We start from the raw sequence: 13,414 nt of genomic DNA, 5'->3' as shown, positions 1-13,414 counted from the left end.
GTAGGTTTTGAATCCCATGTCACCTAAATCTAATGCGGTTTGGATACCAGCTACTCCACCACCGATAACTAATGCTTTGTTATCTACTGCTACTTTGGTAGCTTCTAATGGTTCGAGTAATCTTGCTTTAGCAACTGCCATACGTGTTAAGTCTTTTGCTTTTTCAGTAGCTTCTTCTGGTTGGTTCATGTGTACCCATGAGTCTTGTTCTCTTAAGTTAGCAAATTCAAATAAAAATTTGTTTAATCCTGCTTCTTCTACACATCTACGGAAAGTAGGTTCGTGAAGACGAGGGGAACAAGCTGCTACAACAACTCTGTTTAAACCTTTTTCTTTAATGTCTTCTTGGATCATAGCTTGACCAGGGTCGGAACACATGTATTTGTAATCAGTTGCGTGAACTACGCCAGGTAAGCTCTTAGCATATTCAGCTACTTCAGGACAGTTTACTACTCCACCAACGTTTACACCACAGTGGCAAACGTAAACACCGATTCTTAATTCTTCATTATTTTTTTCTTCTGCCATATTTATTCACCTTGTACAAGTCGTGAAAATATCTAATATATATAAAAAATTGCAATTTTTAAAAAAACAGTCAGTAAAATTTTACATACTATTAGATATACTAATGTAGTATGTCCACTCTTATAAAGCTTTCTATAAAAAATTTAGAGTAATGTTTATATATGATGAATTGAAAATCGATATAAAATAGCTTAAAAAAGAAAAAATAACTTAAACTAGTGAAATTAATAAAAATAAAGGATTATCATTAGTTAAATAAAAAACAAAAAATTTTTGTTATGCTAAATTTTAAGATTTTTTATTACTAAATCATTAAAATTATAAAAAGTGTAACCAAAAAGATTACACTAATTCATTAAAAAAGATAAATAAAATTAGCTAACGATACCCTCGCTAGTAATTTTAAATACACATTCTCCTTCAGGCAAATGAGGACTATCCACTAAACGAGCAATTCTTTTACCGGCCAATCCTTTTTTAAGCCATATCCTATAAGTAGAAGCGTGCCCTAATACGTGTCCACCAATAGCTTTAGTAGGGCTTCCAAAGAATGAATCTGGTTTTGCTTGTACTTGGTTTGTTAAGAAAACAGCAACATTATATGTGTTGGCAATTTGTTGAAGTGAATGTAAGTGTTGATTTAATTTTTGTTGTCTTACGGCTAAGGATTCCCTTCCAACATATTCCGCTCTGAAGTGAGCCATTAATGAATCCACAATAACCAATTTAATATTGACTCCACTTTGAATAAGTTCGTTAATTTTATCAACCATCAATATTTGATGAGCAGAGTTGAAAGCACGTGCTACATGGATCCTGCTTAAAACCTCATCAGTATTTAATTCAAATCCTTCAGCAATTTGTCTGACTCTTTCGGGACGGAAGGTATTTTCAGTATCGACAAATACGCATTCACCATCAAGACCACCAAGTTCTTCAGGTAATTGAACAGTAACAGCCAATTCATGAGAAATTTGACTTTTACCGGATCCGAATTCACCGAATACTTCAGTGATGGATTGAGTTTCTATTCCCCCACCAATTAAATCATTAAACTCTTGGCTACCTACAGTTATATGACCTACATCTTTTCTTCTTTCATCAACTTCTAAAGCAGTTTCAAAAGTAATGTTTTCAGCTCTACGAGCAGCTTCAATAACTTTTTCAGCAACTCCTTCTCCGATTTCGGCTTTTACAGATAATTCTTTAGGAGTAGCGGTGGCTAATCTCATCATGTCTGCAAAACCTGCATCTTTTAATTTTTCTGCTGTTTTTTCACCAACACCAGGTAAATCTGCTAATTCTACCATTATAATCATTCCTTTAGTAATTTAATAATATTTAGATATAATCTTCTTAGGTTTTAATCTACTTCTTTCACTATATTCATCAAAATCGACATTAGCTATAATTTCAACAGTTAATCCTGTTAAACCTTCAAGTTTATCTTCAATACCATTACCCTCTTCAATGAGTTCAGCGACTTCTTCAGTTTTCTTTCCAAGGATTTCTTCAGCTAATTTTCCAAAGAATGTAACTTGAATTTCGCCAGTTTCATCCTCGATTTGAGTAGGTATCATTAAAGTATAGTCAGGTTCTTCAAAGTTATGTCCACAGAAATCGCAAACATTTTCTTCAATTGTTTGCTCAACATTACCATTACAATTAGGACACCTTTTGAGAATATTTTTATCAGTGCCCACTTCTTTAATAACTCCAGTGACACAGACATTGGTGTCATCTTCCGCTAAAGATTCAATAGTTTTATTAACAAAAATCGCTTCTACTAACTCATCATAAGTAGGTAACCTTTCTATTTCACTTTCATTAGGTTTCAAAACTGTAGTGGTTCTGCTAACGGTAGCTTCAATACGATTATCCATATCTAATGAAATACGTGGATTTTGTAATTTGAGAGGCATGCCCATTTCTAAATCCATTTTTGCATCAGAATTCCATAGAACTACTTTTATGGATCCTGTATCATCAGCTATTTCTATGTTTCTAACAAATCCAGTATCGCCTGTGTCTCTGTCGAATTCATGAACATCATTCAATTCAATTATCCTTCCAATAATGATAATGTCTGTTTCATCTTCATCAACATCAGAAATTTTCTTATAGTCATATATTGCTTTTTCTAATGTAGCCAATTCAGGAATAAACATTGCAGAAGCTTGTTCTTCGGATAATTTAATTAATCTAGAACTTCCACCTATGTTTAAATCAACATCATACATTCCAAGTCTTGTTCTAGCATTTTCAATTTGGTATGCGTCACCGACATTATATTCCTCTTGAGCACGTTCATTCCATAAGGATAATTGAACTTTTCCGGATTCATCAGCAAATAATAATGAACGAACAATTCCTACAGAGCCATCATCTCTTTGGAATTCATTAACGTCATTAACAGAAAGGATCCTTCCAATAACATCTATTTCAATGCCATCTTCATCTATTTCACGAATATTTCCAATTGGAGTAGGTCTTAATTGTTCTCTTATTCTTTCAAATTCTTCTATTTCTTCCATAGATAAGTTTTCAGGATTAATAGTAATTTGTGTGTTGAAATTGGTATTCATTGAATATCCGGATTTTGTGAAATCATCGAATCTAACATTACCACCAATGACCTTAACAATGTCCCCTTTATTTATTGGTAGGTCTGTATCATCACCCCAAACAGTGACTCTTATTTCTCCAGAGGCATCTCCTACATCAAAATTACGTAATCTTCCTTCAGTATTATCAGTTTTTCTAATAAACTTTTTAATATCCTGAAGTCTGACAACAACGCCTTTAATTGATACATCATTCTGTTCGCCGAGACCTCCAATTGGAAGAAATTCCTGAATAACTTCAGGTACATCGTATTCTCCTTTAATAATCCTTCCATCCCAATGACTTAATGAAATTTCAGATATTCCATCCCTGTTGGTTCTTTCACGGGATTGTGCTGAAAGTATTTTTACAGTGTCTCCATCTTCTAACTTTAATGCATCAATCAATTCGACATTTTTATTCCATAATGTGTAAGTTATTTTACCTGTTGCATCTTGTAACTCAATAGATGCAACTTTTCCTTCTTTTCCATTTTTCTCATAACTTCTAACAGTAGGAATTCGAACAATTCTTGCAATAATATTTACTTTTGTATCTGGTTTAATATCAGCGATATCAGTAATTGTTTCTTCATAAACCGGAAACTTAGAAGAATCTTCCTCTAACTTAACAATGGATGACCTTGGTCTTAAGTTTGCTTCAAGGCCTGTGTACCCTTCCTTAATGTCTACGCCTTTAATCTGAATAATTTCGCCTTCGTTGAATTTTTTCAAAAGTGGCATGTTTTGAGTCCAAAAAACGGTTCTCATAGTTCCGGTGTTGTCCTGTAACTCCACATTACAAACTTCACCTTTTCCGCCTTTACGGGTCTTAAAGGACCTTTTATTAGATATGGATATTACTCTTCCGGAAATAGTGGCATCCCTTTTTCCGTCCTCAAGTTTAGAAATGCTATCAACTGCAAATTCTGGTTTTTCTGAAACAACCTCAACTTCCTCATCCAATAATTCACCAACAACCATATCTGCAAATCCAGAATCATTCATAAATGGATTTGAAGATTCTTGTTCTTTAAACTCTGACATTCTAGCTAAAAATTCTTCTTCACTAATCTGATCTTTAACTTTATTATATTTCTCTAAAATATCATCGGTCATCTTAAAAGTTTGTTCAGTTGATTCTTCTTCATCACTTTCAAATGAAACTTCGAAAGGCACATCTTCACTAGAGTCTGTTTCTGCAGAATCTGTATCAAAATCTGTTACACCGTGGTTTTTTAAAACCTCACGTGCTATCAAAACATCATCCATGAAACCCACATCTTTGTAGTTTTCACGTTCTTGCTGCATTTCTGCTAAAAACTCCTCTTGTGAAAGTTGATTTTGGATTTTTTCGTATAATTTTAAAATTTCTTCTTGCATACCAAACCCCTCATAGAAAAGTTAATTATTATTTTATAACTGGAGTGTATATAAACTATTAGAGAGAGCACTTGAAAAGTAATCTGTGAACATAATTACTAAAAAATATAATATAAATTTTTTCGAAGTGCACATAAATGAAAATGTGTAGAGCTAATATGCATTTGGATTTTTCTTTAAAACTGTTTTAATCATTATTCCTAAGTCTAAACCTATATGCCAGTTTTCTACATATTCAATATCATATTTAATACGTTTATTGATAGATGTATCTCCACGACACCCATGAATTTGTGCCCAGCCGGTCAAACCCGGCTTTACTTGATGTTTGACCATGTACTTTGGAATTGTTTCCTTAAATTGTTCAACAAAATATGGTCTTTCTGGTCTTGGACCTACAACACTCATTTCCCCTTTTAACACATTGAAAAATTGAGGTAATTCATCAATACTAGTTCTTCTAATAAAGTTTCCGACTAGGGTCTTTCTTGGATCGTCTTTGGTTGTCCATTCGGATTTTTCTTCACTAGGATTCTGAACTTTCATGCTGCGAAACTTATACATCATGAATGGTTTTGAATTAAATCCAATTCTTTCCTGTTTAAATATAATAGGCCCGGGAGATGTTATCTTAATCGCAACAGCTGTAATTATCATGATTGGTGATGTTATAATAATGGCTATTACAGCAATAATATAATCTGAAACCGCTTTTATAAATCTATTAAATGAATCATCCAACGGAACATATCTAATATTAATAATCGGAATGTCTTCAATCATGTCAACAGAAGGTTGTGCTGGGAAATATCTAATATAATCCGGAATTATTTCCGCCTTAATCCCAACTTTTTCACAACTTTCCACTAGTTCATCAATACGATAATAATATTTTAATGGAATGGCTAAAACAACCCTGTCAAAACTATGTTTTTCAAGAATCCCATCTAAATCCTTAAAGGCGCCGATAACCTTAAATCCTTCAACTTCCTGACCAACATGCTCGGGCCTTCCCAAAAGTCCACTAATTGAAAAGCCAAGATAAGGATTTTCCTTAATTTTTTTTGCAAAAGTAAAGGCCAAATCATTATCCCCTACAATAAGGATATGTTTTAAGTTTCTGTTGTTTATTCTCATTCTTATTAAAAAGCTTCTAATGATAAATCTTTCAATGATTCCAAAGAATGAAGCAAAAATCGCTAATAAGAAAAGCAGTATTCTTGAAAAGTCCGGTTGATTAATGATGAATAAGATTCCTACCAACATAAAAAATGCCACAAAATTAACTTTGATTATTTGGGTTGCCTCTGAAAAAATATTTTTGTAGGTTCTGCGTGGCTTATATAAACCAAAAGCGAAGTACAAAATTAGATAAACCGGAATAACAACAATCAACATAAATATAATGTAGCTTTCATAGCTTAAATGCCCACCGATCGGACCAAATAAGGTTGTATTAAATCTTAAGTAAAATGAACAGCACAAAGAGAAAATTATGACTAAAACATCAATTAATACTAATATAATATTTAATAAACGTTGATTCTCCCTTATCATAATTACTACCAAAAAACTAGTGTTATTATATTATTATTCGTTGAAGTTATTTAACTTTTTTTAAACAAATTCAAAAATAATTTTAAAACACATAGAACAAAAATTCCAAAGTATACAATAATATTTACAATTAATGAAGATTCACCGGCATGATGTTTTTTATAATATACATACATTGCACGATAAAATTCAAATATTAATTTGGATTTTTGTTTCTTGCTGCTTGCACCTTTAAGATGAGTTATTTTAGATTTTCCATAATAGATAATTTTCCAGCCAGCTTCTTTGATTCTAAAACATAAGTCAATGTCTTCACCATACATGAAAAATGTTTCATCTAAAAATCCAACCTCATCAAGAGCCTCTTTTCTAATAAACATAAACGCTCCGGTTAAACAGTCGATTTCATAGACCTCATCATCAGGAAAACCAACTAAATTATAATTATCATCCTTACTATTTGTTGGTATATGGAATAATCTAAAAAATGAGTTTTTAACATTAGGGAAACTCCTTTTACAGGCCTTGTCCAAATCTCCATTTTCTAAAACAACCCTACAACCGGTTGCCCCAACATTTGCATGTTTTTCCATATAATCGTAAATGTTTTCTAAAGTATTTTCCCAGACAATGGTGTCTGAGTTTAAAAGTAGAACATATTTTCCTTTAGCAATTCTCAAAGCCTGATTATTTCCTGCCGCAAACCCATTATTTTCACTTGAAGCAATGAAAGTAACATCATCTTTAAAATTATCTTTTAGTCTAGATAAACTATCATCACCCGATGCATTATCAACTACAATAATTTCTAGATTAAACGGATAAGAATATTTAAAAATAGAATTAATTGTGTTTTTTGTTAATTCAAATGTTTGATAATTTACAATTACGACTGAAAGATCCATAAAACCAACCAGCTATTTTTTTAAAAATTTAAGAGTATTGATAATTAATCTGTATTCGATTTTAAAATAATTTTTTGTATTTTTCCATTCAAAATTCACTTTATCAATTTTGTTTCTTGTTTTTAATCCTTCTTTTAAACCAGATAAATAGATTGAGCCAAAATCCTTTCTTAAAAAGAACATATATTTTATTAAGAATCCGAAAAATAGAAATACAAAATTCAAAACTTTTAACGGAATTGGGAGATTTTTATGAACTACCCAAACATTATTACGAGCAGCCAATCTTACTTTAAATTCATTGTATCTGCTTCCGCTTGTAGCACTTCCGATGTGATATACGATAGCTTGAGGACATAACAGGTTCCTATAACCATTGATTTTTGACCTTATTGCCAAATCAACATCTTCCATGTATGCAAAGAAATTATCATCAAATAAGCCGATTTCTTCCAAAAGTGATTTTTTATACATTGCAGCTCCCGCACAGCTTGAAAAAATCTCACAAACCTCGTTGAATTCGGACGCATTATGATTTTCACCTGTTTTCTTAGTCCATCCAAGAAGATTATATTCATCTCCAACATCATCAATCAAGTCCCTATTATTGTATTGAAGCATTTTAGCCTGTACCGAAAATATATCCTCAGAAGAAGAAATCAAATCCAATAGATTCTTAATAGAACCCTTCTTAATTTCAGTGTCATTGTTTAAAGAAAAAACATATTCATAACTGGCGCTCTTAATGCCTTGATTAACTGCAGGTGAAAAACCTAAGTTTTCGCTATTTTCAATTAGAATGACAGGAAAACCAAATGAATTATTCTTTATGTATTCCTTACTTTTATCGGTTGATCCGTTATCGACTATTATGACTTCGCCGATATAATCTGAATCCTGATTAAGAGAATCAAAAAAACCTTTAAGGAACTTTTCACCATTATAATTAGGAGTGACAATAGAGACTTTCATGTTAATCAATCGAATTTTTTAATTTTTTCCACACATTATAATATATTTTCGGATTTAATAAAAATAACTTGATTTTAAGTTTAAATTTGCTATCCCCTTCAAATTTGGACAATTTATTGAATAAATCCAACTCTTTCATTTTGTTAATTACCTCATCAAAGTCATAGCCATTATAAAAAAAGTAATTCATATTGCCAAAAATGGCTTTAGGAATCCTTGATGTTATAATCAATTGAGATAAATCGTCTAACCCTTTGCTTTTATAAAAACTTGCCAATTCCTCAAATATATTTACAATGTCAAAACGTCTGAATTGCGATGTCCTTATGGCAGACTGCGAATGTTGCATATAATAATAAGTGGCTTCATTTGAAATAGCTATCTTATCTCCATAACTCAATGCAATAAGAGCAAAATAAGTATCTTCGCCATAGACATAGTCAGAAGAAAACTTAATTGAATTGTCTTTAATAATATCGGCCTTATAGATTAATTGGACAAAATTAAATGGAATTTCCATCTTCAGTTCCATTTCGATGAATTCTTTTGTTGAAATAACATCCTGTGAATAGACATGAGGTTTGGAAGTGGTATCCCCCTCTTTTTTAACGACTTGAATTAAGCTAAAGTCAGTTTCACAATTGTATAATTCAGATAGATGATTTGGTGTAATATAATCATCCGCATCTACAAAAACTAAATAATCTCCATTCGAAACTTCAATTCCCTTATTTCTAGCAGCACTTACGCCTTGATTTTCCTGATGAATTATGGTATTTGGGAGATTGGTTGAGTTTAGCTTTTCATTAACTATATCAAGACTGTTATCACTAGATCCATCATCAATTACAATAATTTCAAAATCATCAAAATCTTGATTAATTATAGAATCAAGTGTTGCACCTATATATTGTGAACTATTAAAAACCGGTACTATAACACTAACCTTAATATTATCCATATTACCTACCTTATTTTAAAAGGAAATCAACAACCCTTTGTGATGATTTGCCGTCTATTGCATCAAATTGTGTGCGAGTGAAACTTGACAATTTATCTTTATCAAAGTCATTATTTTTAATTGCTGTGATTAACTCATCTGAGCTAAAAACCAGTTTACCCGGAACAGTTTTTTCAAAGTCGTAATAAAATCCTCTTTCAGTTTTTAAATAATTATCCAAATCATATACAAAAAACATTATCGGTTTATCCAAAACGGCAAATTCAATCATTATGGAAGAATAATCTGTGATTAGAATATCACTTATCATCATTAATTCCTGTTCTGATGGATAATCGCTGCAATCAATATATTCCTCACTAGATTCAATATTTTCCGTGTAAAAATCTTTAATTTTAGGGTGAAGGCGTAAAGCCAAAACATAATCATCGCCTAAAAATTCATTAAACTTCTTTAAATCCAAATAATCAAATACATTGTTGTACTTTTTTTCATCTCTAAATGTTGGAGTATAAAGAACTATCTTTTTATTTGAGGAGGTAAAGCCATATTTTTTAAAAAAATCTTCCTTTAACTTGTTTAAATCATGATTTTCAAAATAATAATCTAATCTCGGAAGACCCAAAGGCTTTATTTTTGATCTGTCAATTTGAAAAGCTTCACTGTAGTAATCCTCAATTTTTTTGGAAGAGGAAATTAGATAATCGGTATTTTCACTGATTTTTGAAAGCATTTCAATCTCATCTTGGCTTGCAACAGATCCGCCAAACTTTTTAGAAGCTCCGGGTGCATGCCACAGTTGAACTACTTTAGTTTCATGTTTAAAACTCATGAAGGCCAGTGGGAAGAAGTTGTCATTTAAAAACACATATTTTGATGTCGCTAAATTTTTAAATGCATTTAATGAAATTTTATCCTTATAAAAAAAGTTAAATTCAAAGTTTCCTCTTTTTTCAAATTCTTTTTTAATATAATCTAGATTGCCCCTGAAAGACTCGCCCGAATCAATGATGAAGGATATTCTATTATTCTTTATTGGGAAAATTTTAAATAAGCCGAATATGCTTCCATATATTTTATGCTTTAAATATTTCATGAAAATCAATATTAATTTAGTGGAAGAAAGCTAAAATTCCAGGAACTGATTCCGCCATTGCCTGAATACCTAAAATAAATATGGCAAGACCACCTATGAAGTTAATGTATCTTGCATACTTTATTGCCATTTTGGTACCGAGTGTTCCAAGCAATAACCAGCATGAAGCGGCAATCAAGCTTAATATAGCGAGACCTAGTGGATTGACATGTTCTGAAACACCTTGCGCCGCTAAAATTAAGTTTTCAATATTTCCAAAAACTAACAATATTAAAAATGGTTTTAAATCATCCAACATCAAACCACCTAATTATGGAATACAGACTCATACATTGCCTGAAAACCTAAAACAAAAATTGCAAATCCACCGATAAAGTTAATGAAATCAACGTAATTTATTAAAAGTTGAGTTCCGAAAGTTCCTATAAGCAGCCATGCAGAAACACATATGATACTAGCAATGGCCAATTTTATTGGATTAACTCCAGCTACAACGCCCTGAGAAGATAGAACCAAATTTTCAATGTTCCCAAATATAATTAGTCCTACAAAAGGCAAATATTGTTCCAACATCAAATCACCATTTCCCCAAAAAAATAAATCAAGATTTATTTTACTAATTAAAATTAAACAATAATAATATATAAAATTATCTTAATTAAGAAAAGCATTTATTTCAAAAAAAATAAAGAAATTTGAAAAGTTTTTAAAAAATAATAAAAAAACAATAATTAAGAGATGAATTTCAAGTGTAACTATCTATTAGAATACATTTTTTCATAATATTCCTGATATTCACCACTTTTAACTTTACTAATCCAATCCGGATTATCCAAATACCAGTTAATTGTTTCTTTAATACCTATTTCAAATGTATAATCTGGTTTCCATCCTAAATCTGTTTGGATTTTTGATGAATCAATGGCATAACGTCTATCATGGCCTAATCTATCAGTGACAAACTCTATTAATGACTCATCTTTTCCAAGTTCATTTAATATTAATTTAACAATATCAATATTTTGTTTTTCGTTGTTTCCACCAATATTGTAAACTTCACCAAGCTTTCCTTCATGCAATACCAAATCAATAGCTGTGCAGTGATCGTGAACATGTAACCAATCTCTAACGTTTTTACCATCACCATAAACCGGCAATTTCTTATCTTCTAAAGCATTAGAAATCATTAAAGGAATTAACTTTTCTGGAAATTGATAAGGACCATAATTATTAGAACAACGAGTAATATTCAACGGCAAATCAAAAGTTTCAAAATATGCTCTTGTAATTAAATCCCCACCTGCCTTTGAAGCAGAATATGGGCTGTTAGGTTGCAAAGGAGTATCTTCTGTGAAATAACCGCTTTCACCTAAGGTTCCATAAACCTCATCGGTTGAAATTTGAATGTATTTTTCAACTCCAAATTCTTTAGAGGCATTTAAAAGAACCTGTGTTCCCAAAACATTTGACTTAATGAAGATTTCAGGATCTTCTATACTTCTATCAACATGACTTTCAGCAGCAAAATTAATAACATAGTCACATTTTTTAACTAAATCATCGACAATGGATTTATCCCTAATATCTCCTTTAACAAATGAGTAATTATCTTTATTTTCAATATCTTTCAAGTTTTCAAGATTTCCACAATAAGTTAAGGCATCCAAATTAATAATATTATATTCAGGATATTTATCTACCATATACTTTACAAAATTGCTTCCAATAAATCCTGATCCACCAGTAACTAAAACATTTGTCATAACAATCACTAATATTTGATTTGAGATTCTTTTAAAGTTTTCCATTCCTTATCCTTATCGGACAAAATAATTTCATCAATATCATCCAGTGGCCAGTCGATACCGATGTCCTCATCATCCCATTTAATTCCACTTTCATCTTCGCCATGATAAAATTCTGTACATTTATAGACAAATTCCGCCTCTTCAGACAATACTACAAAGCCATGAGCGAATTTAGGTGGAATAAATAATTGTTTTTTATTTTCAGCAGATAATATGGCTCCAAACCATTTGCCGTAAGTCTCGGAATCCGCTCTTAAATCCACGCCAACGTCAAAAACTTCACCCTTAATGACACGAACTAATTTCCCTTGAGGATATTTAAGCTGCAAATGAAGCCCTCTTAAGACCCCTTTTGATGATTTAGACTGGTTATCCTGTACAAAAGTCAAATCATAACCCGCATCCTTGAAGTCCTTCTCATGATAAGTTTCCATGAAATAACCGCGATTGTCTTCAAATACAGTGGGTTCGACTAAAAACATCCCCTCTATGCCTGTATCTGTAAATTTAAATTTTCCCATATTACTACCCTCTTTTGGCTAAATTAAATAAATATTGACCATAATCAGTTTTTTTAAGCTCTTCAGCTGTTTTTAATAATTGTTCTTTAGTTATATAACCTTTAAAATAAGCAATTTCTTCAAGACAAGCTATATATAATCCTTGTCTTTTTTGAATAGTTTCAATAAAGTTTCCTGCTTCTAAAAGACCTGTATGAGTTCCCGTATCAAGCCAGGCCATACCCCTTCCAAGAAGTTCCACTTTAAGTTTTCCACGTTTAAGATATTCCTCATTGACTGAAGTTATTTCAACTTCCCCCCTCTCGGAAGGCTTTACATTTTTTGCAATTTCAATGACATCATTATCATAAAAGTAAAGTCCAGGAACTATGTAATTAGATTTTGGATTTTTTGGCTTTTCTTCAATTGATAATACATTCCATTCATCATCAAATTCGACAACGCCAAAATTTTCCGGATTATTAGTATAGTATCCAAATATTACAGCACCTTCCTCCATTTGTGTAGCCCTTTTTAGGATTTCTGTAAATCTATGTCCATGAAATATATTATCTCCTAAAATCAAAGCAACACTATCGTCACCGATGAATTCCTCACCAACGACGAATGCCTCTGCAAGTCCATTTGGATTTTCCTGAATTTCATAATAAAATCTAATTCCCAAACTACTACCATCACCCAGTAAATCTTTATACATTGGTAAATCCCTTGGAGTTGAAATAATCAATATTTCCTTGATTCCTGCAAGCATTAGAACAGAAATAGGATAATAAATCATTGGTTTATCGTATAAAGGTAATAACTGCTTTGAAACCGCCTTAGTAATTGGATAAAGACGTGTTCCAGATCCGCCCGCAAGTACTATTCCTTTCATAATATCACATTATTATATTTATTCTTATATATTTAAAAATTTCATGACTGACATTTAAAATTCAGTAATTCGTTTTCACCAGCCGCATCGACAAAAGTATCTATAATGTCTGAAGAAACACAATCGCTATTGATTAAAATTATATTTGTCTCAATGCCTATTTCACATAAACAATCATATAACGCATCTAAATTTTTTCCATAGTA

General features: G+C 31.5%; 13 protein-coding genes and 1 pseudogene. All 14 read right to left on the bottom strand.

Annotated elements, in window-relative coordinates:
* A pseudogene (locus tag ACKI4K_RS02925) lies at nt 1–528 on the bottom strand (disulfide reductase); the annotation flags it as partial.
* 374 nt (nt 529–902) lie between these two features.
* The gene (gene radA / locus ACKI4K_RS02920) at nt 903–1,838 is read right to left on the bottom strand and encodes a DNA repair and recombination protein RadA (protein WP_407422115.1); all 936 of its coding nucleotides are present in this window, start codon (nt 1,836–1,838) and stop codon (nt 903–905) included.
* 21 nt (nt 1,839–1,859) lie between these two features.
* The gene (locus ACKI4K_RS02915; protein ID WP_407422113.1) at nt 1,860–4,514 is read right to left on the bottom strand and encodes an OB-fold nucleic acid binding domain-containing protein; all 2,655 of its coding nucleotides are present in this window, start codon (nt 4,512–4,514) and stop codon (nt 1,860–1,862) included.
* A 153-nt stretch (nt 4,515–4,667) separates the two neighbouring features.
* A complete protein-coding gene (locus ACKI4K_RS02910) occupies nt 4,668–6,071 on the bottom strand; it encodes an undecaprenyl-phosphate glucose phosphotransferase (RefSeq protein ID WP_407422111.1) in 1,404 nt (467 codons plus the stop codon).
* A 50-nt stretch (nt 6,072–6,121) separates the two neighbouring features.
* Nucleotides 6,122–6,976, bottom strand: coding sequence for a glycosyltransferase family 2 protein (locus ACKI4K_RS02905; RefSeq protein ID WP_407422109.1), 855 nt, complete (start codon nt 6,974–6,976; stop codon nt 6,122–6,124).
* A 12-nt stretch (nt 6,977–6,988) separates the two neighbouring features.
* Nucleotides 6,989–7,948 carry a glycosyltransferase family 2 protein gene (locus ACKI4K_RS02900; protein ID WP_407422107.1) on the bottom strand — a complete coding sequence of 320 codons (960 nt, stop codon included), beginning with the start codon at nt 7,946–7,948 and terminating at the stop codon, nt 6,989–6,991.
* Between the two features lies 1 nt (nt 7,949).
* Nucleotides 7,950–8,909: a glycosyltransferase family 2 protein gene (locus tag ACKI4K_RS02895; protein WP_407422105.1), complete on the bottom strand. Its 960-nt coding sequence runs from the start codon at nt 8,907–8,909 to the stop codon at nt 7,950–7,952.
* Nucleotides 8,910–8,919: 10 nt separating this feature from the next.
* On the bottom strand, nt 8,920–10,005 hold the full coding sequence (locus ACKI4K_RS02890; protein WP_407422103.1) for a CDP-glycerol glycerophosphotransferase family protein: 1,086 nt from the start codon (nt 10,003–10,005) through the stop codon (nt 8,920–8,922).
* A gap of 16 nt (nt 10,006–10,021) precedes the next feature.
* Entirely contained in the window at nt 10,022–10,303 is a 282-nt protein-coding gene (locus ACKI4K_RS02885; RefSeq protein ID WP_407422101.1) for a hypothetical protein, read from the bottom strand.
* An 8-nt stretch (nt 10,304–10,311) separates the two neighbouring features.
* Nucleotides 10,312–10,578: a hypothetical protein gene (locus tag ACKI4K_RS02880; protein WP_407422099.1), complete on the bottom strand. Its 267-nt coding sequence runs from the start codon at nt 10,576–10,578 to the stop codon at nt 10,312–10,314.
* Between the two features lie 182 nt (nt 10,579–10,760).
* Nucleotides 10,761–11,768, bottom strand: a complete 1,008-nt coding sequence (gene rfbB, locus ACKI4K_RS02875) for a dTDP-glucose 4,6-dehydratase (protein WP_407422097.1) — start codon at nt 11,766–11,768, stop codon at nt 10,761–10,763.
* An 8-nt stretch (nt 11,769–11,776) separates the two neighbouring features.
* Complete coding sequence (gene rfbC, locus ACKI4K_RS02870; RefSeq protein ID WP_407422095.1) at nt 11,777–12,334, bottom strand: dTDP-4-dehydrorhamnose 3,5-epimerase; 558 nt, start codon at nt 12,332–12,334, stop codon at nt 11,777–11,779.
* Nucleotides 12,335–12,338: 4 nt separating this feature from the next.
* A complete protein-coding gene (gene rfbA / locus ACKI4K_RS02865; protein ID WP_407422093.1) occupies nt 12,339–13,208 on the bottom strand; it encodes a glucose-1-phosphate thymidylyltransferase RfbA in 870 nt (289 codons plus the stop codon).
* Nucleotides 13,209–13,249: 41 nt separating this feature from the next.
* Nucleotides 13,250–13,414, bottom strand: a 165-nt coding sequence (locus ACKI4K_RS02860; protein ID WP_407422117.1) for a barstar family protein, incomplete at its 5' end; no start/stop codon positions are given.

Source organism: Methanobrevibacter sp., assembly GCF_045644645.1.
GTDB lineage: Archaea > Methanobacteriota > Methanobacteria > Methanobacteriales > Methanobacteriaceae > Methanocatella.
The sequence above is the reverse complement of the archived record's forward strand: the minus strand, read 5'-3'. Positions and strand labels throughout refer to the sequence as shown.

What these genes read in the sequence shown, in the direction of transcription:
- radA (WP_407422115.1), bottom strand. Translation starts at nt 1,838, where the DNA reads ATGGTAGAATTAGCAGATTTACCTGGTGTTGGTGAAAAAACAGCAGAA.
- ACKI4K_RS02915 (WP_407422113.1), bottom strand. Translation starts at nt 4,514, where the DNA reads ATGCAAGAAGAAATTTTAAAATTATACGAAAAAATCCAAAATCAACTT.
- ACKI4K_RS02910 (WP_407422111.1), bottom strand. Translation starts at nt 6,071, where the DNA reads ATGATAAGGGAGAATCAACGTTTATTAAATATTATATTAGTATTAATT.
- ACKI4K_RS02905 (WP_407422109.1), bottom strand. Translation starts at nt 6,976, where the DNA reads ATGGATCTTTCAGTCGTAATTGTAAATTATCAAACATTTGAATTAACA.
- ACKI4K_RS02900 (WP_407422107.1), bottom strand. Translation starts at nt 7,948, where the DNA reads ATGAAAGTCTCTATTGTCACTCCTAATTATAATGGTGAAAAGTTCCTT.
- ACKI4K_RS02895 (WP_407422105.1), bottom strand. Translation starts at nt 8,909, where the DNA reads ATGGATAATATTAAGGTTAGTGTTATAGTACCGGTTTTTAATAGTTCA.
- ACKI4K_RS02890 (WP_407422103.1), bottom strand. Translation starts at nt 10,005, where the DNA reads ATGAAATATTTAAAGCATAAAATATATGGAAGCATATTCGGCTTATTT.
- ACKI4K_RS02885 (WP_407422101.1), bottom strand. Translation starts at nt 10,303, where the DNA reads ATGTTGGATGATTTAAAACCATTTTTAATATTGTTAGTTTTTGGAAAT.
- ACKI4K_RS02880 (WP_407422099.1), bottom strand. Translation starts at nt 10,578, where the DNA reads ATGTTGGAACAATATTTGCCTTTTGTAGGACTAATTATATTTGGGAAC.
- rfbB (WP_407422097.1), bottom strand. Translation starts at nt 11,768, where the DNA reads ATGACAAATGTTTTAGTTACTGGTGGATCAGGATTTATTGGAAGCAAT.
- rfbC (WP_407422095.1), bottom strand. Translation starts at nt 12,334, where the DNA reads ATGGGAAAATTTAAATTTACAGATACAGGCATAGAGGGGATGTTTTTA.
- rfbA (WP_407422093.1), bottom strand. Translation starts at nt 13,208, where the DNA reads ATGAAAGGAATAGTACTTGCGGGCGGATCTGGAACACGTCTTTATCCA.